Source organism: Amycolatopsis sp. NPDC051758 (assembly GCF_044453095.1).
GTDB lineage: Bacteria > Actinomycetota > Actinomycetes > Mycobacteriales > Pseudonocardiaceae > Amycolatopsis.
This window is the reverse complement of sequence record NZ_JBITCJ010000002.1, coordinates 688,581-712,598: the sequence shown is the minus strand read 5'-3', so window position 1 is coordinate 712,598 and position 24,018 is coordinate 688,581. Positions and strand designations below refer to the sequence as shown.

Here is a 24,018-nt window from a genome sequence, read left to right as displayed (position 1 = left end):
TGCTGGCGGTCGCCGTGCCGGCGACGGCGTCCGCGACGGAGTCACGACCGACCTCGGGTCGTTCGTCCCGTCCGCGATCAACGCCGGCGGGGTGACGACGTTCCTGCCGGAGCCGGGCAAGCCGGGCTCCGGGGCGACCGGCATCAACGTCCACGGTCTCAGCTCGGCGGGGTTCGCCGGCGACGAGGTGCAGACGGTCTACCGGCTGGACGGCACCGTCGTGCGGTCGTTCCCGGTGATCGGCCCGGGCGGGCACCGCGCGACCGACCTGGCCGGGGGTGTGCTGATCGCCGACCGCGGCGGCGCGGAAGGCGACGAGCTCACCTACATCAACGTGGTAACCGGAGCCGAGCGCCCGCTGCCGGACAGCACCTATGCCCAGCGCGGGGTCCTCGCCGCGAACGGCGTGGTCGCGGCGAAGAACCGCAACGGGTCCCCGGCGCGCTGGAAGCACGGCCGCGAGTTGCAGTTGCCCCAGCTCGGGAGCACCTACCCGCTCCACCCGACCGCGATCAGCACCGACAACACGCGGCAGATCGGCACGCTCTGGACGTGCCGGAACTGACCTCGTGATTGCCGGGTCTCAGCCGCCGGCCAGGGGCTGGGGCTCGGCGGTGTCCGCCGGGTCGGCGAACCCGCCGGCCAGCGCGCGCAACGCCGCGTCCAGGTACACCGTCAGGTCCGCGTCCGCCCGCGCCGACCAGCGCTCGTACGCCGCGCGGCAGGTCGCCAGCACCGCGCGTCCCACCGCCAGCGGGTACAGCGAATCCGCGGGGTGCCCGGTCCGCCCGGCCACGTAGGCGCTGACCGCGCGCTCCCACGCGTCGTAGTGGCGCGCCGCGCTCGCCGCAAGCTCGGGGACCGAGCTGACCAGGTTCATGCGCATCCGCAGCTCGGGCACGTTGTCGGCGCCGTAGTGATTCGCTTCGAGCACCGCCTCGCGGACCGCGTCCATCATCGGCAGGTCGCCGGACGCCGCGGCGAGCAGCTTGGTGATCGTCTCGACCTCGTGGTCGAACTCGTTCCACAGCACGTCGGACTTGGCGTCGTAGTACCGGAAGAACGTCCGGCGGCTGACCCCGGCGGCCGCGGCGATCTCGTCGACCGTCGTCTCGTGGAAACCCCGCTCGGTGAACAGCCGCAGGGCGATGACCTCCAGCTCGCGCGCGCTCGTGCCGGGCGGGCGGCCGCGGCGGGTGCCTGTGCCTGCGGCGGGGGTGCGTTCGGTCATCCGAGTGCCGTTCCCTTCCCGGGGTTGTTTCTGGCACTACGTGACATTACTCTGCCTGATATTCGTCACAGCGTGCCGAAATCGTCTGAGTGCCAAGGGAGTCACGATGACCGAGCAGCCCGTCGAACAGCCCACCCCCGCCGAGGACACCGTGGTGGCCGAAGATCTGCTGGTCGAGGAGGTCTCGATCGACGGGATGTGCGGTGTCTACTGACCCCGGCCCGTTCGACCTGGACACGGCCTGGCGCCTCGACGAACAGGTCTCGATCCGGCCTGAGCGGTTCGGGGCGCTGCTCTACCACTTCGGCACCCGCCGCCTGTCGTTCCTCAAGAGCCCGGCGCTGCTGACCGTCGTCCGGTCCCTGGCCGAGCACCCGACCGCCCGCGCCGCGTGTGCCGGCGCGGGGGTCGGGCCGCCGGAGCTGCCCCGCTACCGCGCCGCGCTGGCCGCACTGGCCGCGTCGCGGATGATCCAGCCGAGGAGTCTCTGATGTCCCTCGTGGACGAATTCCAGTACGGGCTCGACGCGCCCATCTGCCTCACCTGGGAACTGACCTACGCCTGCAACTTGTCTTGTGTGCACTGCCTTTCCTCTTCGGGACGGCGGGACCCGCGCGAGCTCAGTACCGCCGAGTGCAAGGCGCTGATCGACGAGTTCGAGCGCATGCAGGTGTTCTACGTCAACATCGGCGGCGGTGAGCCGACCGTGCGCCCGGACTTCTGGGAGCTGGTCGACTACGCGACCGAGCACCACGTCGGGGTCAAGTTCTCCACCAACGGCATCAAGATCACGCCCGAGGTGGCCCGCCGCCTGGCCGCCAGTGACTACGTCGACGTCCAGATCTCCCTCGACGGCGCCACCGCCGAGGTCAACGACCACGTCCGCGGCCCCGGTTCGTACGCGACCGCGATCCGCGCGATGGAGCACCTCGCCGACGCGGGCTTCGAGAACTTCAAGATCTCGGTGGTGGTGACCCGGCACAACGTGGGCCAGCTCGACGAGTTCAAGGCGATCGCCGACCGCTACCGCGCCCAGCTGCGGATCACCCGGCTGCGCCCGTCCGGGCGTGGCGCCGACACCTGGGACGAGCTGCACCCGACCGCCGCCCAGCAGCGCGAGCTTTACGACTGGCTGGTCGCGAGCGGCGAGAACGTCCTCACCGGGGACTCGTTCTTCCACCTCGCGGGTTACGGCGAGGGTGACCTGCCGGGGCTGAACCTGTGCGGCGCCGGGCGGGTGGTGTGCCTGGTCGACCCGGTCGGCGACGTCTACGCGTGCCCGTTCGCCATCCACGAGACCTTTCTGGCCGGCAACGTCCGTGGCGGCGGGGGTTTCACGAGCGTGTGGCGCGAATCGGAGCTGTTCACCTCGTTGCGCAGCCCGCAGAGCGGGGGCGCGTGCACGTCGTGTTCGGCGTTCGACGCCTGCCGCGGCGGGTGCATGGCCGCGAAGTTCTTCACCGGCCTGCCGCTCGACGGGCCGGACCCGGAATGCGTGCGTGGCCACGGCGAACTTGCGCTGGCCGGCGTCACCAGCGTCCCGAAGCCGTCGCTGGACCACTCCCACCGGCGACGCCCGGTCCCGGTGACCATCGGCATGCGCCGCCCGCCGGACCGCGCCTGCGACGAGAACCCTCTCGCCGGGTTCAGGCCCTGACCGTGCGGCTCGCCGAGCTGGCCTCCCCGGACGTCGCGGAGCGTGCGGCGGCCGGGGCGATCCTGGCCGTGCCGGTCGGCGCGACCGAGCAGCACGGCCCGCACCTGCCGCTGACCACCGACACCGACATCGCGCTGGCCCTGTGCGACCGCCTCGCCGCGGCACGGGACGTCCTAGTGGCGCCCCCGGTGCCGTACGGCTCCAGCGGCGAGCACGCCGGGTTCGCCGGGACGCTGTCGATCGGCCAGGCGGCGACCGAGCTGCTCCTGGTCGAGCTCGGCCGGTCCGCGGCGGAGACGTTCCGGCGGCTGCTGTTCGTCTCCGCCCACGGCGGCAACGCCGGTCCGGTCACGCGGGCGGTCGCCCGGCTGCGGGCGGAGTCGCGTGACGTCGAGGTGTTCCGGCCGCAGTGGGCGGGCGAGCCGCACGCCGGCCACCCGGAAACGGCGCTGCAGCTGGTGTTGCGGCCCGGCAGCGTCCGGATGGACCGGGCGGTGCCGGGGGACCGGCGCCCGCTGGGCGAGCTGATGCCGCTCCTGCTCGACGGCGGCGTGCGCGCGGTGACCGGGACCGGCGTGCTCGGCGACCCGACGTCGGCGACCACGGTGGAAGGTGCGGTATTGCTCGACGAGCTGACCGCGGCGCTGGTGTCCCAGGTGGACGATTGGGGGAAACGATGACCACGCGGACCGCGCTCGTCACCGGAGCCGCCCGCGGAATCGGTGCGGCGACCGTCCTTCGCTTGGCGCGTCAGGGTTACGCGGTGCTCGCCGTGGACCTCGCCGCCGACGACCCCGCGCTCCCGTACCCGATGGGGAGCAAGGCCGAGCTGACGGCGGTCGCCGAGCAGGCGGGCGCCGAGGTCTTCGTCGCCGACGTGCGGGACTTCTCGGCGATGGAAGCCGCGGTCGCCGAAGCGGAACGGCGCTGGGGCGGGCTCGACGTGGTGGTGGCCGCCGCGGGTGTCGTCGCCGGCGGTGTCCCGTTGTGGGAGGTGCCGCCGGAGCAGGAGCGAGCGGTGCTGGAGGTCAACCTCAACGGCGTGGTCAACCTGGCCCGCGCCGCAATTCCCGCCCTGCTGCGGCGGCCGTCGCCTCGCTCCGGCCGGTTCCTCGCCGTCGCGTCGGCTGCCGCCACTCGGGGTCTGCCGATGCTCGCCGCTTACTGCGCTGCCAAAGCGGGTGTCGCCGGGTTGGTCCGCGCGCTGGGCGCCGAGCTGGGGGAGACCGGCGTGACGGCCAACGCCGTGAGTCCGGGCTCGACCGACACGCCGATCTTGGCCGAGAGCGCCCGGCTGTACGACCTGCCCGCCGCGGCTGCGTTTGCTGCTCAGCAACCGGTTCACCGGCTGCTCGACCCCGACGAGGTGGCTGCGGTGCTGGCGTTCCTGGCCGGTCCGGAGAGCGGCGCGATGACCGGTGCGGTTGTGCCGGTGGATGGGGGATTGGCGCTGTGAGGCCCTTACCCGCCGGCTTCCGGATCACCCTCGACCCCGACACCCGCCGCCTGACCGGCGAACTGATCTTCGGCGGTTCCCCGTCCCGTGTCCTCCGGCTCACCCCGGCCGGCCGGAAAGCCTGGCAGGAACTCGCCGACGGCCCGATCACCACGGCCGCCGCCGGGGCGCTCGCCCGGCGGCTCACCGACACCGGCCTCGCCCACCCGCTGCCGCCCGAACCCGGCACACCGCCGGACGTGACCATCGTGATCCCCGTCCGCGACCGGGCCGAGCTGCTCGCCCGTTGCCTCGCCGGGCTCGACGCGCGGCACCCGGTGCTCGTTGTCGACGACGGTTCCGAAGACGCCGTCGCCATCGCGGCCGTCGCCGCCGCGCACGGAGCGAAGCTCGTCCGCCGTGACGTCAACGGCGGCCCCGGTGTTGCGCGGAACACCGCTCTGGACCACGTCTTCACCGAACTCGTGGCCTTTGTGGACAGTGACTGCGTGCCGGCCGCGGACTGGGCCGACCGGCTCGTCGCGCACTTCGCCGACCCGCTCGTCGCCGCGGTCGCCCCGCGGGTGCGGGCCCTGGTGCCGGACAGCGCGGCCGGGCGTTACGCGCGTGCCGCGTCCAGCCTCGACCTCGGCGACCGGCCCGCGCGGGTCGCGCCCGGCACCCGGCTGTCGTACGTGCCGACCGCCGCGCTCGTCGCCCGGGCGGCCGTGGTGCGCGAGGCCGGCGCGTTCGACCCGGGGCTGCGGTTCGGCGAAGACGTCGACCTGGTCTGGCGGCTGCACGCCAGAGGCCTGCGCGTCCGCTACGCCCCGGACGTCACCGTCGGCCACCACGAACCCGCGTCCTGGCCGGCGCTGCTCGCCCGCCGGGCCCGGTACGGCACCTCCGCCGCCCCGCTCGCGAAGCGGCATCCGGGCGCGCTCGCCCCGCTGGTGCTGCACCCGTGGCCCACGTTGACCGTCGCCGCGCTGCTGGCCCGCCGGCCGCTGCTCGCCACGGCAGCGTTCGGCGGCTCGGTGGGCAGCATGGTCCGGACGCTGCGCGAGAACGACGTGCCCGCCGACGGTGTGGTGCGCGCGATGGCCACCGCCGTCCACCAGACCTGGCTCGGCTGCGGCCGCTACGGCACGCAGTTCGCGGCGCCGCTTCTCGCGGCCCTGCTGGTGCCCCGCGGCTGGGGGCGCCGCGCCGCTGCGGCGTCCCTGCTGCTCGGCCCGCCGCTGACCGCGTGGGCCAAGAACCGCCCCGGGCTCGATCCCGTCCGCTACACCGTCGCGGCCATCGCCGACGACGTCGCCTACGGCGCCGGCGTCTGGTCCGGCTGCCTGACCCACCGCACCCTCGAGCCGGTCCGCCCGGCGTTCGTCCGGCGCCTGCTGCGCTTCGACCCGAAGGGAAAACGATGAGCTCCACCTGGTTCGAATCGATCGCGGAGGCCCAGCGGCGCGCGAAGAAACGGCTGCCCGGCTCGGTCTACTCCGCCCTGATCGCCGGCTCTGAGAAGGGCCTCACCCTGGCCGACAACCTCGGCGCGTTCGACGAGCTCCGGTTCGCACCGCGCACCGCCGGGCTGTCAGGGCAGCGCGAGCTGGGCACCCACGTGCTCGGCCGGGACGTCGCGCTGCCGGTGCTGATCTCCCCGACCGGTGTCCAGGCGGTGCACCCCGACGGCGAGGTCGCCGTGGCGAGGGCGGCGGCCGCGCGCGGGACGTCGGTCGGCCTGAGCTCCTTCGGCAGCAAGCCGATCGAGGAGGTGGTCGCCGCCAACCCGAACACGTACTTCCAGATCTACTGGACCGGCACGCGCGACGACATCCTCCGCCGCCTGGAGCGCGCCCGGGCCGCCGGCGCGGTCGGCATCATCCTGACGCTGGACTGGTCGTTTTCGCACAGCCGCGACTGGGGCAGCCCGCACATCCCCGAACGGCTCACCTTCCGCGAGCTGCTGCGGTTCGCACCGGAAGGGCTGTCCCGGCCGGGATGGCTGCTGGACTACGCGAAGACGCGGCGGCTGCCCGACCTGAGCGTGCCGAACATGGTCGCCCCGGGGGAGGAGGCGCCGACCTTCTTCGGCGCGTACGGCCAGTGGATGCAGACACCACCGCCGTCGTGGGACGACGTGGCCTGGCTGCGTGCGCAGTGGGACGGCCCGTTCCTGCTCAAGGGCGTGATCCGGGCCGACGAGGCCCGCCGCGCGGTCGACGCGGGGGTCAGCGCGATCTCGGTGTCCAACCACGGTGGCAACAACCTCGACGGCACCCCGGCGACGATCCGCGCCCTGCCGTCGATCGCCGACGAGGTCGGCAGCCAGGTGGAAGTGCTGCTGGACGGCGGCATCCGCCGCGGCAGCGACGTCGTCAAGGCACTCGCGCTCGGCGCGAAGGCGGTGCTGATCGGCCGCGCTTACCTGTGGGGCCTGGCGGCCGGCGGCCAGGCGGGTGTGGAAAACGTCCTCGACGTCCTGCGCAACGGCATCGACTCGACGTTGCTGGCGCTGGGCAAGCGCAGTGTGCACGACCTGAGCCGGGACGACGTGATCATGCCGGCGGGGTTCGAGGCCGAGCTCGGGGTCGCCGTCGGGTGAGCCGGAAGAACACCGCCGACGCCAGGGCCAGGACCGCGGCCAGCGACACCAGGAAGATCGTGGCGCCGGTGAAGTCCAAGGGGTCGCGCACGTCCCACAGGGTGACGTCGGGCCGGTCGGGGTCGTAGCGGATGTGCAGCCGATCCCCGATCTTCAGCTGCGGCTCGCGGGGGAAGTCGTCGAGCCGGGCGGAGACCTCCCGGCCGGTCGCGGTCGTGAACTCGACCTGCAGGTTGTACCCCTGCCGGATCCGCAGGACGTCCGACACCGTCGCGGTCGCCTCCTGCCCGGCCGCGAGCAGCCGGGACTCGTACTGCCGCACGGCGACGGCCCCGAGCCCGACGGCCAAGGCCAGCACCAGGCCGGCCACGGTGACCCAGGTCCCGGCCGGCCCGCTCAGTCCCCGCCGCCGCTCGCTCATGGGTCCAGTATGGACACGGGTGTGGCCCGGGCGGACTCGCCCGGGCCACACCCGTCGAAACTCAGTAACCGTAGACGGTCTCGTAGACGCGCTGCTCCGGCGTGTTCGTCGCCGCGAGGCCGTTGGCCCACAGCGAGTTCACCCGGCTGCGCTCCGCCGAGTTGGGGACGGCGTTGGTGCAGGACGTGCCGGGGCCGCCGCCGGACATCAGCTCCGAGCACGGGCCCGAGTAGTGGTCGGGCAGCCCGAGGGCGTGCCCGGTCTCGTGCGCCGCGATGCGGGTCGGGTTGTACTGGCGGGCCTGGGTGTAGTCGATGAAGATGGTGCCGCTGCCGTGGCCGTTGGTCGAGGCGTAGGACCCGCGGGGGTCGTTGCCTTCGGTGTAGCGCAGGCTCGCGCCGGAGTTGCGCTCGACCAGTCTGACGTTGGTCACGCTGCGGTTCCAGTTGGCGGCACCGGCGTTGATCACCGAGCGGAACGTCGGCGCGCTGGCAGTGCTGTAGTACACCGTCGTGACGGCGGCTTCCTGCTGGGTGGCGGCCGTCGCGGTGCCCGCGGCGATCGGCGTGACGGCCAGGGCGAGCGCAACGGCGCCGGCCAGGGCGAACTTCCTCGACATCGGAAGACTCCTCGTGGGGACGGGGATTTGCCGGATTTGCGCGCGCTGTCGAGAAAGTTACTCGGTGTGCGCCCCCGCCGGAGCCGACTTAGGTAGGGCGGTGCAAGTGGTGATTTACCAACACTATCTGCGGGTTGACAAAAGCCGGGTCCGGCCTCCTGAGCCTCAGGCGTCCCGGGTCAGGTCGAGGAGCTGCTGTTCGAGCTTCCGCGCCGCCGCCACGTTGATGCCGACGCCCCACAGCGGGGCGGTGCTCGCCCCGTCGGCCGCCGCGACCACCAGGGTGACGACGTGGCCGGGCAACCCGTCGTTGTGGAGTTCGGTGTCCCAGCGCTCGGCGTCTGCCCGGGCGAGGTCCGCGATCTCGGGGATCGAGATCAGCTGCGCGATCAGGGCGATGTTCTCGCGCACGGCGACCTCGTCGTAGGACGTGTCGAGCGACGCCCGGACGTAGGCGCGGGTCAGCCGGCCCGGGTCGGTGTCCGCGGGGTCCAGCGCCGCGTGGACCTCGGCGCGGTAGGTGTCCAGGATGTCCTGCGCGAGCGTGCGGATCAGCGCGTCCTTGGCGGGGAAGTGGTACAGCAGCCCGCCTTTCGAGACACCGGCCGCCTTGGCGATGTCGTCGAGGGAGGCGGAGATCCCGCGGGTGCGGATCACGGTCCCGGCCGCGTCGAGCAGCGCCCGGCGGGTTTCTTCCGGGCCGCGCCCGGCTTTGCGAGGCATGCTCAGTCCTTTCCGGACGGAATCGTAGCCCAGGCGATCACCGCGGCGACGGCGGTGACGGCGGCGGCCGCGAGTGATGTCACCTGCATGGCGCCGGTGAACGCTTCCCGCGCGGTGTGGGCGAGCTCGGACGCCGAGTCGAGCACGTTCACCGCGCCGGCGAGGGAGTCGCGCACCTCACCGGGTGCCGCGGCCGGCAGGTTCGCCCGGTAGACGAGGGTGACCAGCGAGCCGAGCAGCGCGATGCCCAGCGCCGCACCGAGTTCGTAGGCCGTTTCCGAGATCGCCGACGCCGAGCCGGCCTTGTCCCGCGGGACGGCGGACAGCACCGAGTCGACGGTGAGCGTCAGCGCCAGCCCGACCCCGAGCCCGACCGGCACCAGCGTCAGGCCCAGCCACCAGTACTGCGTCGCCTGTTCGGCGATCGCGACCAGCGCGAGCCCGAGCGCGGCGACGGCGAGGGCCGCCGCGACCGCGCGGCCCCGGCCCAGCCGGCCGACGACCACCCCGACGGCGGCCACGACGACGATCGAAGCCAGCGTCGCCGGCATCTCCGCGAACCCGGCCTGCAGCGGCGAGAAGCCGCGGACGAGCTGCAGGTACTGGGAGAAGAAGAACAGCAGGCCCATCAACGCGAACACCGCGACGAAGCTGGCGAGGACGGCGCCGCTGAACGCCCCGTTGCGGAACAGCGTGACGTCGATCAGCGGGCTCTCCGCCCGCCGCTGACGGCGCACGAACAGCACACCCGAGACGACACCGGCGGCGGCCGCAACGGCGACCTGCGGGTCGATCCCCGAGCTGACGGCGTGCTTGACCGCGTAGACCAGCGGGACGATCGCGGCCATCGACAGCCCGGCCGAGAGCAGATCGAACCGGCCCGGGTGCGGATCGCGCGACTCCGGCAGCAGGAAGGCACCCGCGATCAGGAAGACGACGACGATCGGCACGTTGATCAGGAACACCGAGCCCCACCAGTAGTGCTCCAGCAGCAGCCCGCCGACGAGCGGGCCCAGCGCGATGCCGCCACCCGACCCGGCCGACCAGATCGCGACGGCGCGGGTGCGTTCGCGCGGGTCGGTGAACAGGGTGCGGATGATCGACAGCGTCGACGGCATGATCGTCGCGCCCGCGATCCCGAGCAGCAGCCGCGCGACGACGAGCACGCCGGCGGTGGGGGAGAAGGCGGCCAGCGCGGAGGCGACCCCGAACGCCGCCGTGCCGATGAGCAGCACCTTCTTGCGGCCGAAGCGGTCGGCGAGGTTCCCGGCCGTGACCAGCAGACCGGCCAGGGCGAGCGAGTAGACGTCGCCGATCCAGAGGATTTCGGTGGCGGTCGGCGCGAGCTCGCGGGTCAGCGACGGCACGGCGAGGTACAGCACGGTGCCGTCGACGGCTAGCAGCAGCACGGCGCCGACGAGCACGGCGAGCGCGGCCCAGCGGCGGCTCGAGGGCAGGTGGACGGTCTCCGGGGTCGGCAGGCTGGTGGTCATGCCGCTTACTATACCGTCCAGACGGTACAGTAAAGCTGGTGGAACTCGTCACACAACGGCGTTCGCCGAGGTCAGAGGTTCCGGTGGCCGCCCGGGGCGCGTGGGGCCAGCTCTTGGGCGAGGATCAGGTTGACGTGCACGGACGCGTGCCCCAGCGTCCGGCGGGCCACGCCGACCGCGGTCAGCAGCACGAGGACGGCCACGCTGATGAGCAGGCCGCCGACGGTGTCGCCGGGGATCACGGCGGCGACGGACGCGGCCAGCACGACCGGCGGCCACCAGCGCGCGGGCAGGGCATGTCGCGGCCGCCGGATCATCGGCCGCGCGGGGTGCCGGTGAGTGCTCATTGCCGCCTCCGCTCCACTGCTGCGCTGAGTGGTCTTGCATCATGACTGACTGGATCGTCCGGGTGACCGGCTATTCGCGTTACGTACACGATCGCCCGGAATGCACCGCCGAACGGCCTAACCCACCCGATGGGCGATGCGCTGTCGGTGGCTTCGCGTCACTAGATCGGGGCATGGTCGCCGAGGGTTCGAGGGTGCTAGCGAACAGTGATCAGAGCCACGCCGTCACTCTCGGAGCGCGCCTAGACTGGTGACATGACGGCCGAAGAGCTGATGATCGAGTTCGCCTTGACGCGCCTCGATCACCCGGACCTCGACATCGAGGAGCTGGCCGCGCTCGTCGTCCGGCGAGGCGGGCCGGAGCGCGAGCTGGAGTTCGCCTCCCGGAACTTGGCCGACCGCGGCGAGTTGCGCGGCGCAGTGTTCCCGACGGCGGTCGAGTACGTGTTGCGGGTGGTGCTGACGCTGCGCGGTCCGTCGGACTGAGCGCTGTGTAATACCCGGCTTCGCCGCCACGACTGTCCCCGGAAACGGGTGCTGAGCGGGGGGTGGCCATGGTGTCGGGTATGGAGCCGGTCCTGGCGAAGGTTGCCGGGGTCGCTGCGGAGACGATCATCAAGCGAATCCGCCGGATGGCGGCCAGGCGCGGCTATGTCAAGGACGCTGCCGTCGCCGTCACCGAGCGGAAGCTCGAAAGTCAGTACAGCGGCTACTGGCCGGCCTCGCTCATGCGGCTGCTGCCGTCCGGGCGGACACAAAAGGACATCGATCGGTTCATCCGCACGCCCGAGCTGCAGGCGTTCACGCGGCTGCTGATCGCCTCGCACATGCTCGGCGGTCGCAAAGAGCTCCGGAGCCGATTGTTCGGATCGCTTCAGGAGGCGTTGCTCGACTTCCTGCCGCCCGTCGGTGTGCCGGAGACCGGCGACCGCACGGTGAAGGACCAGCAGATAGCGCGGTACCGGAGAGCGTTGCACCGGTACGGCGAGAAGTTCTGTGAGCACCTCAGCGCCAGCTGTGCCGAGGCTGCCGAGGACATCAAGCAGCGCTCGGACGACCCCGCCACAGCTCAACGCTGGGCCTATAACGCGGTCGCTTCCGACATCCTCCAGGCCGTCGAGGATTCGCTGGCTCACCTCGCACGAGACGTCCGGCAGCGGTCCAGCCTGGACTGGGTGCCCCGGTACCGCGAGCTGTTCGTCGACTATCACCGTGAGATCGATTCACCGGACATCACGGACCGGCGGACGATCGACTACGAGGCCCTGTTCGTCGGGCCGACCGTGCTCCAGAGTGACCCGAAGACCCTGCGGCCCTACGACGACATCGACGTGCGCCAGGACGAAACGAGCTTCCGCCGGTTCTGGGCGACCCTCGACCAGTCGGTGCTCCTCGGCGACCCGGGCGCGGGCAAGTCGACGTCCAGCACGGTGGCCGCCATCGAACTGTGCCGCGGCATCGGCGTGGTGCCATTCGTCGTTGTGCTGCGCGAGCTGGCCGAGACCGACTTCTACCTGCCCGAGCTGCTCGCTGGTGTCCTGCGGCGGAAGTACGAAGTGGTGGCGTCGCCGGAATCACTGGAGAAGCTCCTCCGCGAAGGCACCTCGCTCGTGGTGTTCGACGGTCTTGACGAAATCGCCGAGACCAGCCACCGGGCGAACCTCGCGAGAAAGATCGAAGCCGTGGCCAGCGCGTACCCTTTCCTCAAGATCTTGGTCACTTGCCGCAAGGTGGGCTACCGGACGGCGGCACTCCGCGAGAACCAGTTCAGCGTCTTCCAGATCGGGCCGTTCTCCGAGGTGCAGACCGAGGAGTACGTCACCAAGTGGTTCGCCGCCCAGACCGGGCTGCGAGGCAGGGGCGTCGAGTACCCGGTCCACGACTTCCTCGCCGCGAGCAGCGAGATGCGCGACCTCACGCAGAACCCGCTTCTGCTCGCCTTCATGTGCGTGCTCTACCGCGGCCTGCGCACCATCCCGGCCGACCGCCCGGCGTTGTACGACAAGTGCGTCCAGCTGCTTCTCGGTGACCGGGACAAGCACTACGGGATCGTCAAGGACGTCCCCAGCATCGAAGACACCAAGACGGCACTGTCCCGCGTGGCGTTCGTGGAGCTGGAAGGCGAAAATCCGAACGGGCTGACCGTGTCCCAGCTCGTCGGCGATCTGGTGCCCTTCCTGTTGTCGACGGTGTTCGCCACCGAGCGCAGGGCGGACCGGTTCGTGCGCGACATGCTGACCTGGTGCCGCGGCCGGGCCTGGATGTTCACCGACTTCGGGCCGGACAAGGACCACAAGGACCTGTTCACCTTCACCCACGCGAGCTTCCGCGAGTACTTCGGCGCGCTCTACTTCGTGCGGACGAACCCCGATGTGGAAGGCGTGGTGGATCACCTCTATCCCCTGGTCAAGGAAGGCAAGTCCGAGATTTACGCGCAGGTCTGCTGCGCGCTGTTCGAGCAGGGGCGGCTGTCGGGGGCATCGACGGTCGTCACAACGATCGCGGACCGGCTGAAGGCCGATTTTCCGGTCCTGCTGGACCAGGACCTGCGGTCGATCTTTGAAGGGCGGAAACGTGACCAGGTCGACCAGGTCCGGTCGGTCGGTTCGGCGTACCTCGCCGGGATGGCCGACGGCATCCCGCTCAGCCCGGACGCGACGCGCTCCCTGGTGAAGCTGGCGCTGGAACAGACCGCACTCGGCGACAGCGCGGCCGTCGCGCGGTTGCTCGACCCGTCCTACCGGCACCACGAGTCCATCCTCGAGCTGATGGTCGAAGATCTGATCGCCAGTGTCGACGCCCTGCGCGTCGAAGCGTTCGCTCGCCGTCAGGTCTGGTTCGCCATTCACGCCCGTTACCTGCTCGCCGGAGCCGCTCAAGGCGTGCCGATCCGGCGCAAGGCGGTCGAGTCCTTGAACGGGGTCGTCAAGGCTATCGGCCCTTACCTCAAGCGGTACGACGGTGTGCTCGACATCGAGTACGCGATGCTGCTGCAGAGCGGGAACACCGATTCGGCGAACTTCGTGGAGCTCGACGGCGCGCAGTTCTGCCAGGTGTTCGCGTTCCTGTTCGAGCAGTACACCGTGCCGATCCCGGGGGTGGGTCCCAGCTCGACGATCCGGTGGGTGTTCGACTCCTTCCGCAGCGAGCATCGCGAAGCGATGCCCGTCGCTCGAGTCGCGGCCTTCCTCCGGGATTTCGGCGGTGCCATCGACGCGTGCCTCGACCGACTGTACGAGCTGCCGCTGCCCGCCCACGCGTCGATCGCGGACTTCGGCTTCGAAGCCGTGATGGCGCGGATAGTCACCTACTCGGTCGAGTGCCGGTCGACGCTGTTGTTCCTGGTGGCGGCCCAGATGGAGCTGAACGAACGGCTCGATCCGACGTCCAACTACAGCGTCGACCGTGGTGAAGTCGAGCGCTGGGCAGGGCAGGTCGGAGTGGGGGACCGGATCGGGCAGCTCCTGGCCCGGTGGGCTCGCGGCGAGATCGACCTGTGGAGCCCGCCGGCGCAGAACACCGGCTAGGCCAAGCCCGCCGCCCGGCTCAAACCCCGCCGGTCGAAGACCAGCTCCCGAGCCGTTCCCAGCGCCGTCGCGATCGCGCCCGCCAGAACCGCGTCCTCGCCGAGCTGACCCGCCACGATCTCCGGGACCACCGGAACAGTCGCCGCCAGGGCGCGGCGCATCGGTTCGGCCAGCAGGTCGGCGTTGCCGCCGATGCCACCCGCCAGCACGATCAGCCGCGGGTCCAGCACCGCCGTCACCGCCGCGATCACGTACGCCAGCTTCTCCGCCTCGTCCTCGACCACCCGCATCGCCCGCTCGTCCCCGGTGCGTGCCAGCCGGAAGACGTCCTTCGCGGACCGGGCTTTCGTGAGCCCCAGCTCGTGGGCCGCGTCGAGGACCGCCTGGCCCGAGGCCGCCGTCTCGACCGGGCCCGGGCGGTGCTCGACCGTGCCGGCCTGGAGGGGGCCGTACGGCAGGTCGGCGATCTCGCCCGCCGCGCCGTGGGCGCCGCGGAACAGCCCGCCGTTCACCAGCAGGCCCATGCCGATGCCGGTGCCGACGGTCAGGCACACCAGCACGTCGACGCCGAGCGCCGCGCCCAGCGCGTGTTCGCCGACCGCGCACAGGTTCGCGTCGTTCTCGACCACGACGTCCGAGCCGGCGACGGCCAGCGCGGCGACGAGCTCGTGCAGCAGCCCGGGCCGCTCCCAACCCGGCAGGTTGGGTGCGCGGTGCACCGTCCCGGTCGCCGGGTCGGGGACGCCGGGTGTGCCGACGACCGTCGCCACGACCTCGTGCGGGCTCAAGCCGGCCGAGGACACTGCGCGTTCGACGGATTCGCTCACCGTGCGCACCAGCGCGCTCGCCGAACGGCACCGGTTGGGCTCGTCGAACCGGGCCACGATGCTGCCTTCGAGGTCGGCCACGGCGATGCGGATCGCGCGCCGTCCGATGTCGACGCCGACGACGTGCCCGGCGTCCGGCGCGGCCTGGTAGACGACGGCCGCCCGGCCCGGGCCGGCCAGGCTGCGCCCGGTGGTTCGGACCAATCCGTGCTGCTCGAGGTCGAGGAGCGCCTGTCCCACCGTGGGTTTCGACAACCCGGTGTCGGCCGCGATCTGCGGTCGGGTCGCTTCGCCCTGCGCGCGCAGCCGGTCGAGCACCAGGCGCTGGTTCAGTGCCCGCATGCTCGCCGGGGTTCCCACCTGCGGCCCGTTTTGTCCCACGCATCCTCCTGTGTTGCCGCAAGTTTATCCACGGAACTCTTTCGACCCCGCAGGTTTTATGTTAAGAAACTTTACTAACTATCGGACGGAGGCACGCCGTGAGTTCACCCACCCGTTCAGGGGACCCCGGGCCCGCGCAGCCCACCCTTGAGCGCAAGATCGGCCCGCTGCAGGCCACCGCGATCAACATGACCCAGATGTGCGGTATCGGCCCGTTCGTCACGATCCCCTTCATGGTCGCCACCATGGGCGGGCCGCAGGCGATGTTCGGCTGGGTGATCGGGGCGATCGTCGCGCTGGCCGACGGGCTGATCTGGGCCGAACTCGGCGCCGCCATGCCGGGCGCCGGCGGCACCTACCTCTACCTGCGCGAAGCGTTCCAGTACCGCACCGGCCGGCTGATGCCGTTCCTGTTCGTCTGGAGCGCGGTGCTGTTCATCCCGCTGATCATGTCGACCGGCATCATCGGCCTCGTCCAGTACCTCGGCTACCTGATCCCCGGCGTCACCGACGACAGCGGCACCACGGCGCTGGGCAAGATCATCGGCGTCGGCATCACGCTCGTCATCGTGGCCGCGCTGTTCCGCAAGATCGGCCAGATCGGCAAGCTCACGACCGTGCTGTTCGTGGTCATGCTGATCGCCGTGCTCACCACGGTCGTCGCCGCGTTCACGCACTTCAGCGGCGCGCAGGCGTTCGCCTTCACCCCGGGCGCGTTCAGCTCCACCGGCACGGGCACCTTCTGGGGCGGCCTCGGCGCCGGCCTGATCATCGCGATCTACGACTACCTCGGGTACAACACGAGTGCCTACCTCGGCGGCGAAGTCCGCACGCCGGGCCGGACGCTCCCGCGGTCGATCCTCTTCTCGATCGTCGGCATCATGAGCCTCTACTTCCTGCTGCAGGTCGGCGTGCTCGGCTCGATCTCCCTGGAAGAGCTGAAGTCCGCCACCTCGGTCGCCTCCAGCGTGCTCGAACAGGCGTGGGGGACCACCACGGCGAAGATCGTCACGGTCTTCATCGTCGTCGCGGCCATCGGCTCGGTGTTCGCCGGCCTGCTCGGCGGCTCGCGCGTGCCGTTCGAAGCCGCGCGGGACAAGGTGTTCCTGCCGGTGTTCGCCAAGCTGCACCCGAAGCTGAACCTCCCGACCGCCGGTGTGCTCACCATGGGCGCGATCACGATCATCGGCTCGCTGTTCACGCTGACCGACGTCATCAACGCGGCCGTCGCCACCCTGGTCATCATCCAGTCGCTGGCCCAGGCCGCGGCGATCGTGACACTGCGCCGGCGCCAGCCGAACCTCAAGCGGCCGTACCGGCAATGGCTCTACCCGGTGCCGACGATCGTCGCGCTGGTCGGCTGGGTCTACATCTACGTCTCCGCGACCTGGCTCTCGATCGGGCTGTCGCTGGGCTGGATCGCCGTCGGCGCGATCGCGTACCTGGTCTACGCCAAGACCGAGCGCACCTGGCCGTTCGGACCCAAGGAGATCAAGGAAGCGTTCGCTTCCACCGAGACCGAAGGGGCTCAGGCATGACGAAGAAGCTCGCGGCGCTGGCCGCGCTGCTCCTGGTGCCGGGGGTGCTGAGCGTCGCCACGCCGGCCTCGGCGCAGGACGTCCACACCGAAGCGGCGAAACCGCACGGCCTGAGCACGATCGGCGCGCAGGGCTGGCAGGTCCTCACCACCGCGAGTGTCAAGGACGGCGGTGACAAGGTCTCCACACCCGGCTATGCCACCCGGGGCTGGCTGCCGGTGAAGCCGGACGACGCCGGCGCGCCCGGCACCGAGATCAACGCGCTGGTGCAGAACGGCAAGTGCCCCGACGTCTTCGTCTCCGACAACATGCGCAAGTGCTTCGGCTACGTCGACAAGCTCGGCCCCGTGGTGACGAAGCCGTTCTCCGATCCTTGGTGGTACCGCGCGGATTTCACGCCGGACTTCAAGAGCGGGCAGCGCGCGAAGCTGACCATCCCGGGCATCGTCGGCGAGGGTGACGTCTGGGTCAACGGCAAGCTCGTCGCGTCGAAGGACGTCGTCAGCGGCGCCTTCGCCGGGCACACCTTCGATGTCTCGAAGCTGGTCAAGCCGGGCAAGAACACGCTGGCGATCAAGGTCTACCCGAACGACCCGCTGAAGATGTACACCCTCGACCAGGTCGACTGGGGCCAGATCCCGCCGGACAACAACACCGGCATCCAGTTCCCGCCGACCCTGCAGGTGTCGGACGCGCTCACCGGCGACAACGCGCACGTCGTGCAGGACAACGCACCCGACCTGTCCAGCTCGTCGCTGACGGTGAAGGTCGACGTCACCAACAACGCGGCCGACGCCCAGACCGGAGACGTCGCGGCGACGATCACGCCGCCTTCGGGCGCGCCGATCGTCGTGAAGCGGCGTGTCACGATCCCCGCGAACACCAAGCAGACCGTCGCGTTCGCCCCGGTGAAGATCACCAAGCCGCGGGTGTGGTGGCCGTACTCGATGGGTGACCAGCCGCTGTACACGCTGACCACTGCGGTGTCGCAGGGCGGCACGCTGTCGACGTCGTCGAAGAGCACGTTCGGCATCCGCACGGTCACCTCGCGCCTGGTCGGCAAGTCCGCGCCGCTGCCCGAGGGCGCGCGGCAGTTCACCATCAACGGCAAGGACTTCGTGTTCCGCGGCGGCGGTTTTGCGCCGGACCTGTTCCTGCGTTACGACCAGGCCGACACCGCGCACCAGATCGCGCTGATCAAGAACATGGGCCTGTCCGGCGTCCGCCTCGAAGGCCACGACATGCCGCAGGACTTCTACGACCAGGCCGACCGCGCCGGGCTGCTCGTGATCGGCGGGTTCCTGTGCTGTGACGCCTGGCAGCCCGAGGACGCCTCGACGCTGACCGAGCGCGACTACCGGATCATGCACGACTCGGCGTACACGATCGCTCAGATGGAACGGAACCACCCGAGCGTCTTCAACTACGGCTGGAGCGACAACGAACCGGTGCCGCGCCAGGAGTCCGAGACGTTGAAGGCGTTCAAGGAAGCCGACTTCCAGGTGCCGGTGATCGCGTCGGCGGAGTACAAGAGCACGCCGACGCTCGGCCAGTCCGGCGAGAAGGAAGGCCCGTACGACTGGGTCCCGCCGTCCTACTGGTACGACACCTCGCACTTCGACGCGGACGACTCGTCCCGCACCAACGCGGGTGGCTCGTGGGGCTTCGCGAGTGAGCAGAGCGCCGGGCACACCGTGCCGACCCTCGACTCGATCAAGCGGTTCCTGTCGCCGACGGAACAGGCGAAGCTGTGGCAGGACCCGGCGTACAACCAGTACCACGCCAACTTCGAGCCCGGTCACGGCGGTTACGCGTTCGGCACGCTGTACACGCTGGACCAGTCGATCACCCAGCGGTACGGGAAGTGGAACTCGCTCAAGTCCTATGTGGACCTGGCGAACATCGCGAACTACGAGAACACCCGCTCGCAGTTCGAGGCGTTCCTGCACCACTCGACGGACAAGGACAACCCGGCGACCGGCGTCGTCTACTGGCAGCTGAACAAGGGCTGGCCGACGCTGCTGTGGTCGCTCTACAACGACGACGGTGACCAGGCGGGCGCGTTCTTCGGCGCCAAGAAGGCCAACAAGCCGCTGCACGCGATCTACGGTTACGACAACGGTTCCGTGACCCTGGACAACCTCGGCGCGGGCACCCAGTCCGGGCTTTCGGTGCAGGCGCGGGTGCTCGACACCGCGGGCAAGGTGCTGGACGACCAGACGGCGTCCGGGCTCTCGCTGGGTTCGCAGGGTGTGAAGACCGGCGTCCTCAAGCCGAAGGTGCCGGCCGAGACGAAGGCGCCGGCGCCGGCGCAGGTCTACTTCGTCGAGCTGCAGGTGAAGCAGGGCGGGAAGGTCGTCGACCGCAACGTCTACTGGCTCTCCACGCAGAAGGACGTCGTCGACTGGGGCAAGACGCTGGGCAACCCGCAGGCGACGCTGTCGCAGTACAGCAACCTGCAGGCGCTGCAGAACCTGCCGAAGTCGCAGGTCAGCGCGGTGGCGTCGACGCGCTCGAACGGCGGCGACAACGTCACCACGGTCACCGTGACCAACACGTCGAAGACCCCGGCGGTCGGGTTCTTCCTGCGGGCCGACGTCCGCCGCGGCACGCCGGACGGCCGCGAGGGGCCGGGCGACAACCAGCTCGTGAACGCGACCTGGGACGACAACGACATCACGCTGTGGCCGGGCCAGTCGCAGACGCTGACCGTCACCTACAAGGCGTCCGACCTGCGCGGCGCGGCGCCGGTGATCAGCGTCGACGGGTTCAACACCGGCCGGATCGTGGTGAAGGCGGCCGGCGGGTACGGCCACCACGGGGACGCGGCGGTCGCGCCGCAGATCGAGGGGACCAGGGAGTGACAGGGGAACGGATTCTCGGGATCGACTTCGGCGGCACGAAGGTGGCGCTGGGGCTCGCCGACCACGACGGGAACCTGCTGGCCACGCGCCGGCTGGACACCGACGCGCAGGCGGGGGCCGAGCAGGTGGTGGTGCGGGCGCTCGCCGGGGCGCAGGCGCTCCTGGCGGACGCGGGCGTCACCCCCACCGCGATCGGTGTGGTCAGCCCGGGGATCGTGCTGCCGGAGGAGATCCTGCTCGCGCCGAACGTCCCGGGCTGGGAGGAACTGCACCTGGCCGAGCTGGTGGCGGCCGAGTTCCCGGCCGTGCCGATCTCGGTGGGGACCGACGCGAAGGCGGCGGCACTGGCGGAATGGCGCTGGGGCGCGCTGGCCGGGGCCGACCCGGCGGTGTTCCTCTCCCTGGGCACCGGCATCGCGGCGGCGGTGCTGGTCGGCGGCCGGTTGCTGACCGGCGCCAACGGAGCTGCGGGCGAGATCGGGTACAACCTGCTCTCGCCGCAGGACACCGAGGGTTTCGCAAGCGGAGCGGCGCCGCTTGAAGAAGCCGTCGGTGGGCGTGGGCTGGGCGGCCGGGCGAGCAGTCTGCTCGGCCGCCCGGTCACCGCGGGGGAGTTGTTCGCCCTGGCCAAGGAGAACGTCGAAGCGAAGGAACTGGTGACGGCGGCGCTCGACGAGCTGTCGATGCACGTGGCGAACCTGGCGATCATGCTGGACCCGCAACGCATCGCGGTCGGCGGCGGGCTGGTGCGCTCGGCGGACGTCCTGCTGCCGGCGCTGGCGGATCGCTTGGCGCACGCCGTGCCGTTCCCGCCGGAGCTGGTGTCTGCCCGGTTCGACCAGGACGCGGCGCTGCTCGGCGCGGTGGCGCTGGCCCTCGGGGGGTAGCCGTCCGGGTGGCGTGCCGGTGCCCCGACCCGGCACGCCGCCCGGCATCAAGCGGCCTCGGCCGTCGCCAGTTCCGTGCGGCGGAAAGCTTCCGGCGAAAGCTGGAACCAGACGAGGACCGCGCTGAAGGCCTGGATCGCCGCGACCACCACCCACACGCCGCGCAGGCTCCAGTGCGCCGCGACCAGGCCGCCGGTGAGCGCGCCCAGCGGGGTCAGGCCCCAGGCCAGCGCACGGTGGCTGGTCAGCACCCGGCCCAGCAGCGGCGCCGGGGTGAAGCGCTGGCGGCTGGACTGCGAGCAGACGTTCCAGACCAGCACCGTCGAGGTCATGAAGACCAGCACCACGCCGATCAGCGGCGGCCACGGGGGCAGCACGGCCAGCAGCAGCGGCGAGACCGCGCCGAGGCTCTGCGCCCACCGCATCGACCACGAATACCCGAGCCGGTCGACGATCTTCTGCACCACGAACGACGAGGCCACCCAGCCGATCGCGAGGCAGGCGAGCAGCAGGCCGTAGCCGACCGAGCCGACGTGCAGCACCTGTGTCGCGTAGAGCACCATCATCGACTGGCCGGCACTGGCGGCGAACGAGCCCAGCGCGACGTTGATCGTGATCGACCGCAGCAGCGGTGTCCGGACCAGGTGCGTCAGCCCGGCCGACAGGTCTCGCAGCGGATGGGTGCGCGCGGCCACCACGGACGACGACGGGATGCGCCGCGCCAGCAGCAGGGCGAGCAGCGCGCAGGCGGCGGCCAGCCAGGCGGGCGCCCCGGCGGCGACCACCACGAGGAACCCGGTCAGCGGCGGCACGACGAACTGGACCACCCCGCGGTCGATCACCGTCAGCCGCGCGTTGGCGTGCGCCAGCCGATCCGGCTCGACGAGCTCGGGCACGAGCGCCCCGCTCGCGCCGTCCCCGAGCACCTGCGCGGAGGTGACGACGAAGGCGACGACGAGCAGCACGGGCAGGCTGAGCCGCCCGGCGGAAGCGACGGCGGCGAGCACCACCGCGGCCCCGGCCTGCACGGCGTAGGCCCAGGCCAGTACGGCGGTCCGCCGCACGCGGTCGATGAGCACCCCCGCGAAGAGGGAGAGCAGCAGCCAGGGCGCCTGCCCGGCGACGTTGATCAGCGAGATTTCCCGCGGATCGGTGGTGACGGAGACGGCGAGCAACGGCAGGGCCGCCAGCATCAGCCCTTCGGCGGAGGAACCGGACACCGCGACGGCTTGCAGCCGCACCCATCTGCTCGCCATGATCACCACCCTGCCAAACCGCCCGCCGAAGCCCAACCGGTTTTCCGGCGCGCGCCCGGCCGGGCCGGGGACCAATGGTCCCGGGTGACCCGGGCCCTAGGTCCCGAAATCGGCGTGAACCGTCGCGGGCGCATATTCCGGTGATATCCTTCCGGTGTCCGGACCGATCGGTTCCCGAATTCCCATCCTGGCGATTTCTCCGCCTGGCGAGATCCACCGAACGCACCTCCACGCGAACGTGCGCGTGGACCGATGTGAAGGGGAATGTCCATGAACGACACCGTTGTCGCCCAATCGGTCAACCTCAACCCGGGGCTCGCCGCGATCGGGTACGGACTCGGCGCGATCGGCCCTGGAATCGGCGTCGGCCTCATTTTCGCCGCCGTCATCAATGCGTCCGCCCGGCAGCCGGAAATGCAGGGAAAACTGAAGACGATCGGCTATTCGACCTTCGTGCTGTCGGAAGTGCTCGCGTTGATCGGTGTGGTCGTCTACTTCATCGCGTCCACTCGGTGAATGCGCGCCACTTGGAGCTTCCGCTGACCCCGCCTGCCCGGTGGGGTCAGCGGCGCACCCGGGTCGACTCTCGAACGACCAGCTCCGGCGTGAACACCACAGCCTGGTGCTCCACCGTCGTATCCGCCGTCTCCGCCAGCAGCAGCTCCGCCGCCGTCCGCCCGAGGCGCTTCGCCGGCTGCCGGACCGACGTCAACGGCACCGCCGCCGCACCCGCGAACTCGATGTCGTCGTAACCGACGATCGCCATTTCGTCCGGGACGCGGACACCCGCGCCGACCATTGCCTGCAGCACGCCCAGGGCCAGCAGGTCGTTCGCGCAGAACACCGCCGTGGGGCGGGGGCTGGCGCCGAGGAGGCGGGCGCCCGCGTCGCGGCCGGAAGACACGTCGAGGCCGATCGCCTCCAGCACCGTCAGCTCGGCCGTCGAACCGGAAAGTGCCGCGCGGACACCCTGTTCGCGGTCGCGGCACTGGGCGAGGATGGCGGGGCCGTTGACGAACGCGATCCGGTGGTGGCCGGTCTCCAGCAGGTGGCGGGCCGCGAGGGAGCCGCCCGCGATGTCGTCCACCGCCACCGAGCTCGCTTCCGACGTCGGCGCCTTGCGGTCGACGAAGACGTACGGCGTGCCGCTGCGCCGGAACGCGTGGAGGGCCTCGCCGGACGTCGCGACCGGGCTCAGCAGCACACCGCGGACGCGCTGCTCGGCGAACATCGCCAGGTACGACGCTTCGAGGTCGGACCGCTGGCTGCTGTTCGCCGTGATGACGTTGAGGCCCTCGGCGTGCGCGGCCTGCTCGGCGCCGCGGGCGACGTCGACGAAGAACGGGTTGCCGAGGTCGAGCACCAGCAGTCCCATGATCCGGCTGCGGCCCGCGCGCAACTGCCGGGCCGACTCGTCGCGGACGTAGCCCAGCTCCTCGATCACCGAGAGCACCCGGTTGCGGGTGGCCGCCGCGACCACGTGCGGCCGGTTGACCACATTGGACACCGTGCCGATCGAGACGCCGGCCCGCTTGGCGACGTCCTTGATGCCGACCACCGCACCCCCTCGCAGAGAAGGCGTGAGCCTATCACGCACGGTGAAACGTTTCAGCCAGATCCGATCTGGCGGCGCGTCTCGCACCTACCCAACGAGACGAGAGGAGGACGGCATGGACGAGACGTTGCGGGTGACGGTGCTCATCGGCAGCACCCGTGAAGGCCGCGCCGGCGGGCGCGTCGGCCGGTGGTTCACGGCCACGGCCGCCCGGCGGGCGGGGCTCGACCTCGACCCCCTCGACCTCGCCGACGCCGACCTCCCGGCGACCTACCCGGCGGCGCCGACCCCGGCACTGACCCGGTTCCGGGAACGCATCGCCCGGGCGGAGGCGTACGTCGTCGTCACGCCCGAGTACAACCGCAGCTTCCCCGGCCCGCTCAAGCAGGCCATCGACTTCGCCTACGACGAGTGGCACGCGAAGCCGGTCGGGTTCGTCTCCTACGGCTACCGCGCCCGCGGCCGCCACGCCGTCGAACAGCTGCGGGACGTCTTCCTGGAGCTGCACACCGTGACGATGCGTGACACGGTCGCCCTCGACCTGCTCGCGCCGTCGTTCGACGACGACCACGTGACCGCCCTGCTCGACGAGCTCACCTGGTGGGGGCTCGCCCTGCGCGACGCCCGCCGGACCCGCCCCTACTGCGCGTGA

General features: G+C 71.0%; 24 protein-coding genes. 15 read left to right on the top strand and 9 right to left on the bottom strand.

The window, feature by feature from the left end; translation table 11 throughout:
• The first annotated feature begins 91 nt into the window (after positions 1-91).
• Positions 92-565: a hypothetical protein gene (locus ACIA5G_RS12305; RefSeq protein ID WP_395922747.1), complete on the top strand. Its 474-nt coding sequence runs from the start codon at positions 92-94 to the stop codon at positions 563-565.
• An 18-nt stretch (positions 566-583) separates the two neighbouring features.
• Here the strand turns inward: ACIA5G_RS12305 and mftR are convergent, their stop codons facing one another.
• A complete protein-coding gene (gene mftR, locus ACIA5G_RS12300; RefSeq protein WP_395922746.1) occupies positions 584-1,231 on the bottom strand; it encodes a mycofactocin system transcriptional regulator in 648 nt (215 codons plus the stop codon).
• 106 nt (positions 1,232-1,337) lie between these two features.
• On the opposite strand from mftR, the gene mftA reads away from it, so the two are divergent.
• From mftA to mftD, 7 genes are read left to right on the top strand one after another with little or no spacing between them, the layout of a single operon-like run.
• Positions 1,338-1,445 carry a mycofactocin precursor MftA gene (mftA, locus tag ACIA5G_RS12295; RefSeq protein ID WP_395922745.1) on the top strand — a complete coding sequence of 36 codons (108 nt, stop codon included), beginning with the start codon at positions 1,338-1,340 and terminating at the stop codon, positions 1,443-1,445.
• Entirely contained in the window at positions 1,435-1,722 is a 288-nt protein-coding gene (gene mftB / locus ACIA5G_RS12290; protein WP_395922743.1) for a mycofactocin biosynthesis chaperone MftB, read from the top strand. Before mftA ends, mftB begins: the two co-directional genes overlap by 11 nt.
• On the top strand, positions 1,722-2,888 hold the full coding sequence (gene mftC, locus ACIA5G_RS12285; protein ID WP_395922741.1) for a mycofactocin radical SAM maturase: 1,167 nt from the start codon (positions 1,722-1,724) through the stop codon (positions 2,886-2,888). The genes mftB and mftC overlap by 1 nt, the downstream gene beginning before the upstream one ends.
• A 2-nt stretch (positions 2,889-2,890) precedes the next feature.
• The gene (gene mftE / locus ACIA5G_RS12280) at positions 2,891-3,568 is read left to right on the top strand and encodes a mycofactocin biosynthesis peptidyl-dipeptidase MftE (RefSeq protein WP_395922739.1); all 678 of its coding nucleotides are present in this window, start codon (positions 2,891-2,893) and stop codon (positions 3,566-3,568) included.
• A complete protein-coding gene (locus tag ACIA5G_RS12275; protein ID WP_395922738.1) occupies positions 3,565-4,344 on the top strand; it encodes a mycofactocin-coupled SDR family oxidoreductase in 780 nt (259 codons plus the stop codon). Before mftE ends, ACIA5G_RS12275 begins: the two co-directional genes overlap by 4 nt.
• Complete coding sequence (mftF, locus tag ACIA5G_RS12270) at positions 4,341-5,750, top strand: mycofactocin biosynthesis glycosyltransferase MftF (protein WP_395922737.1); 1,410 nt, start codon at positions 4,341-4,343, stop codon at positions 5,748-5,750. Before ACIA5G_RS12275 ends, mftF begins: the two co-directional genes overlap by 4 nt.
• Entirely contained in the window at positions 5,747-6,928 is a 1,182-nt protein-coding gene (gene mftD / locus ACIA5G_RS12265) for a pre-mycofactocin synthase MftD (protein ID WP_395922735.1), read from the top strand. Before mftF ends, mftD begins: the two co-directional genes overlap by 4 nt.
• On the opposite strand, the gene ACIA5G_RS12260 is transcribed toward mftD, so the two are convergent.
• The 5 genes from ACIA5G_RS12260 to ACIA5G_RS12240 all read right to left on the bottom strand — a co-directional run bounded on the left by ACIA5G_RS12260 (position 6,882) and on the right by ACIA5G_RS12240 (position 10,531).
• On the bottom strand, positions 6,882-7,349 hold the full coding sequence (locus ACIA5G_RS12260; RefSeq protein ID WP_395922734.1) for a DUF3592 domain-containing protein: 468 nt from the start codon (positions 7,347-7,349) through the stop codon (positions 6,882-6,884). The genes mftD and ACIA5G_RS12260 overlap by 47 nt on opposite strands.
• A gap of 61 nt (positions 7,350-7,410) precedes the next feature.
• Positions 7,411-7,968 carry a snapalysin family zinc-dependent metalloprotease gene (locus tag ACIA5G_RS12255; protein WP_395922733.1) on the bottom strand — a complete coding sequence of 186 codons (558 nt, stop codon included), beginning with the start codon at positions 7,966-7,968 and terminating at the stop codon, positions 7,411-7,413.
• 165 nt (positions 7,969-8,133) lie between these two features.
• On the bottom strand, positions 8,134-8,691 hold the full coding sequence (locus ACIA5G_RS12250) for a TetR/AcrR family transcriptional regulator (RefSeq protein WP_395922732.1): 558 nt from the start codon (positions 8,689-8,691) through the stop codon (positions 8,134-8,136).
• A 2-nt stretch (positions 8,692-8,693) separates the two neighbouring features.
• Entirely contained in the window at positions 8,694-10,184 is a 1,491-nt protein-coding gene (locus ACIA5G_RS12245; protein WP_395922731.1) for an MFS transporter, read from the bottom strand.
• Between the two features lie 71 nt (positions 10,185-10,255).
• Positions 10,256-10,531: a hypothetical protein gene (locus ACIA5G_RS12240; RefSeq protein ID WP_395922730.1), complete on the bottom strand. Its 276-nt coding sequence runs from the start codon at positions 10,529-10,531 to the stop codon at positions 10,256-10,258.
• Between the two features lie 255 nt (positions 10,532-10,786).
• On the opposite strand from ACIA5G_RS12240, the gene ACIA5G_RS12235 reads away from it, so the two are divergent.
• Both ACIA5G_RS12235 and ACIA5G_RS12230 read left to right on the top strand, forming a co-directional pair.
• Positions 10,787-11,017 carry a hypothetical protein gene (locus ACIA5G_RS12235; protein ID WP_395922729.1) on the top strand — a complete coding sequence of 77 codons (231 nt, stop codon included), beginning with the start codon at positions 10,787-10,789 and terminating at the stop codon, positions 11,015-11,017.
• 80 nt (positions 11,018-11,097) lie between these two features.
• Positions 11,098-14,058: an NACHT domain-containing protein gene (locus ACIA5G_RS12230; RefSeq protein WP_395922728.1), complete on the top strand. Its 2,961-nt coding sequence runs from the start codon at positions 11,098-11,100 to the stop codon at positions 14,056-14,058.
• Here ACIA5G_RS12230 and ACIA5G_RS12225 read toward each other — a convergent pair.
• Positions 14,055-15,227 carry an ROK family protein gene (locus ACIA5G_RS12225; protein WP_395923510.1) on the bottom strand — a complete coding sequence of 391 codons (1,173 nt, stop codon included), beginning with the start codon at positions 15,225-15,227 and terminating at the stop codon, positions 14,055-14,057. The genes ACIA5G_RS12230 and ACIA5G_RS12225 overlap by 4 nt on opposite strands.
• A 137-nt stretch (positions 15,228-15,364) precedes the next feature.
• Between ACIA5G_RS12225 and ACIA5G_RS12220 the strand changes: the two genes are divergently transcribed.
• From ACIA5G_RS12220 to ACIA5G_RS12210, 3 genes are read left to right on the top strand one after another with little or no spacing between them, the layout of a single operon-like run.
• A complete protein-coding gene (locus ACIA5G_RS12220) occupies positions 15,365-16,804 on the top strand; it encodes an APC family permease (RefSeq protein ID WP_395922727.1) in 1,440 nt (479 codons plus the stop codon).
• The gene (locus ACIA5G_RS12215; protein WP_395922726.1) at positions 16,801-19,668 is read left to right on the top strand and encodes a glycosyl hydrolase 2 galactose-binding domain-containing protein; all 2,868 of its coding nucleotides are present in this window, start codon (positions 16,801-16,803) and stop codon (positions 19,666-19,668) included. Before ACIA5G_RS12220 ends, ACIA5G_RS12215 begins: the two co-directional genes overlap by 4 nt.
• Entirely contained in the window at positions 19,665-20,555 is an 891-nt protein-coding gene (locus ACIA5G_RS12210) for an ROK family protein (protein WP_395922725.1), read from the top strand. The genes ACIA5G_RS12215 and ACIA5G_RS12210 overlap by 4 nt, the downstream gene beginning before the upstream one ends.
• Before the next feature lie 47 nt (positions 20,556-20,602).
• Here ACIA5G_RS12210 and ACIA5G_RS12205 read toward each other — a convergent pair whose 3' ends face one another.
• On the bottom strand, positions 20,603-21,811 hold the full coding sequence (locus ACIA5G_RS12205) for an MFS transporter (protein WP_395922724.1): 1,209 nt from the start codon (positions 21,809-21,811) through the stop codon (positions 20,603-20,605).
• A 270-nt stretch (positions 21,812-22,081) separates the two neighbouring features.
• Here ACIA5G_RS12205 and ACIA5G_RS12200 point away from each other — a divergent pair, with 270 nt between their 5' ends.
• Positions 22,082-22,327: an ATP F0F1 synthase subunit C gene (locus ACIA5G_RS12200; protein WP_395922723.1), complete on the top strand. Its 246-nt coding sequence runs from the start codon at positions 22,082-22,084 to the stop codon at positions 22,325-22,327.
• Between the two features lie 46 nt (positions 22,328-22,373).
• Here ACIA5G_RS12200 and ACIA5G_RS12195 read toward each other — a convergent pair whose 3' ends face one another.
• On the bottom strand, positions 22,374-23,369 hold the full coding sequence (locus tag ACIA5G_RS12195; RefSeq protein WP_395922722.1) for a LacI family DNA-binding transcriptional regulator: 996 nt from the start codon (positions 23,367-23,369) through the stop codon (positions 22,374-22,376).
• A gap of 112 nt (positions 23,370-23,481) precedes the next feature.
• Between ACIA5G_RS12195 and ACIA5G_RS12190 the strand changes: the two genes are divergently transcribed.
• Complete coding sequence (locus ACIA5G_RS12190) at positions 23,482-24,018, top strand: NADPH-dependent FMN reductase (RefSeq protein WP_395922721.1); 537 nt, start codon at positions 23,482-23,484, stop codon at positions 24,016-24,018.

What these genes read in the sequence shown, in the direction of transcription:
- mftR (WP_395922746.1), bottom strand. Translation starts at nt 1,231, where the DNA reads ATGACCGAACGCACCCCCGCCGCAGGCACAGGCACCCGCCGCGGCCGC.
- mftA (WP_395922745.1), top strand. Translation starts at nt 1,338, where the DNA reads ATGACCGAGCAGCCCGTCGAACAGCCCACCCCCGCCGAGGACACCGTG.
- mftC (WP_395922741.1), top strand. Translation starts at nt 1,722, where the DNA reads ATGTCCCTCGTGGACGAATTCCAGTACGGGCTCGACGCGCCCATCTGC.
- ACIA5G_RS12275 (WP_395922738.1), top strand. Translation starts at nt 3,565, where the DNA reads ATGACCACGCGGACCGCGCTCGTCACCGGAGCCGCCCGCGGAATCGGT.
- mftD (WP_395922735.1), top strand. Translation starts at nt 5,747, where the DNA reads ATGAGCTCCACCTGGTTCGAATCGATCGCGGAGGCCCAGCGGCGCGCG.
- ACIA5G_RS12260 (WP_395922734.1), bottom strand. Translation starts at nt 7,349, where the DNA reads ATGAGCGAGCGGCGGCGGGGACTGAGCGGGCCGGCCGGGACCTGGGTC.
- ACIA5G_RS12255 (WP_395922733.1), bottom strand. Translation starts at nt 7,968, where the DNA reads ATGTCGAGGAAGTTCGCCCTGGCCGGCGCCGTTGCGCTCGCCCTGGCC.
- ACIA5G_RS12250 (WP_395922732.1), bottom strand. Translation starts at nt 8,691, where the DNA reads ATGCCTCGCAAAGCCGGGCGCGGCCCGGAAGAAACCCGCCGGGCGCTG.
- ACIA5G_RS12245 (WP_395922731.1), bottom strand. Translation starts at nt 10,184, where the DNA reads ATGACCACCAGCCTGCCGACCCCGGAGACCGTCCACCTGCCCTCGAGC.
- ACIA5G_RS12240 (WP_395922730.1), bottom strand. Translation starts at nt 10,531, where the DNA reads ATGAGCACTCACCGGCACCCCGCGCGGCCGATGATCCGGCGGCCGCGA.
- ACIA5G_RS12235 (WP_395922729.1), top strand. Translation starts at nt 10,787, where the DNA reads ATGACGGCCGAAGAGCTGATGATCGAGTTCGCCTTGACGCGCCTCGAT.
- ACIA5G_RS12230 (WP_395922728.1), top strand. Translation starts at nt 11,098, where the DNA reads ATGGAGCCGGTCCTGGCGAAGGTTGCCGGGGTCGCTGCGGAGACGATC.
- ACIA5G_RS12225 (WP_395923510.1), bottom strand. Translation starts at nt 15,227, where the DNA reads ATGCGGGCACTGAACCAGCGCCTGGTGCTCGACCGGCTGCGCGCGCAG.
- ACIA5G_RS12215 (WP_395922726.1), top strand. Translation starts at nt 16,801, where the DNA reads ATGACGAAGAAGCTCGCGGCGCTGGCCGCGCTGCTCCTGGTGCCGGGG.
- ACIA5G_RS12205 (WP_395922724.1), bottom strand. Translation starts at nt 21,811, where the DNA reads ATGGCGAGCAGATGGGTGCGGCTGCAAGCCGTCGCGGTGTCCGGTTCC.
- ACIA5G_RS12200 (WP_395922723.1), top strand. Translation starts at nt 22,082, where the DNA reads ATGAACGACACCGTTGTCGCCCAATCGGTCAACCTCAACCCGGGGCTC.
- ACIA5G_RS12190 (WP_395922721.1), top strand. Translation starts at nt 23,482, where the DNA reads ATGGACGAGACGTTGCGGGTGACGGTGCTCATCGGCAGCACCCGTGAA.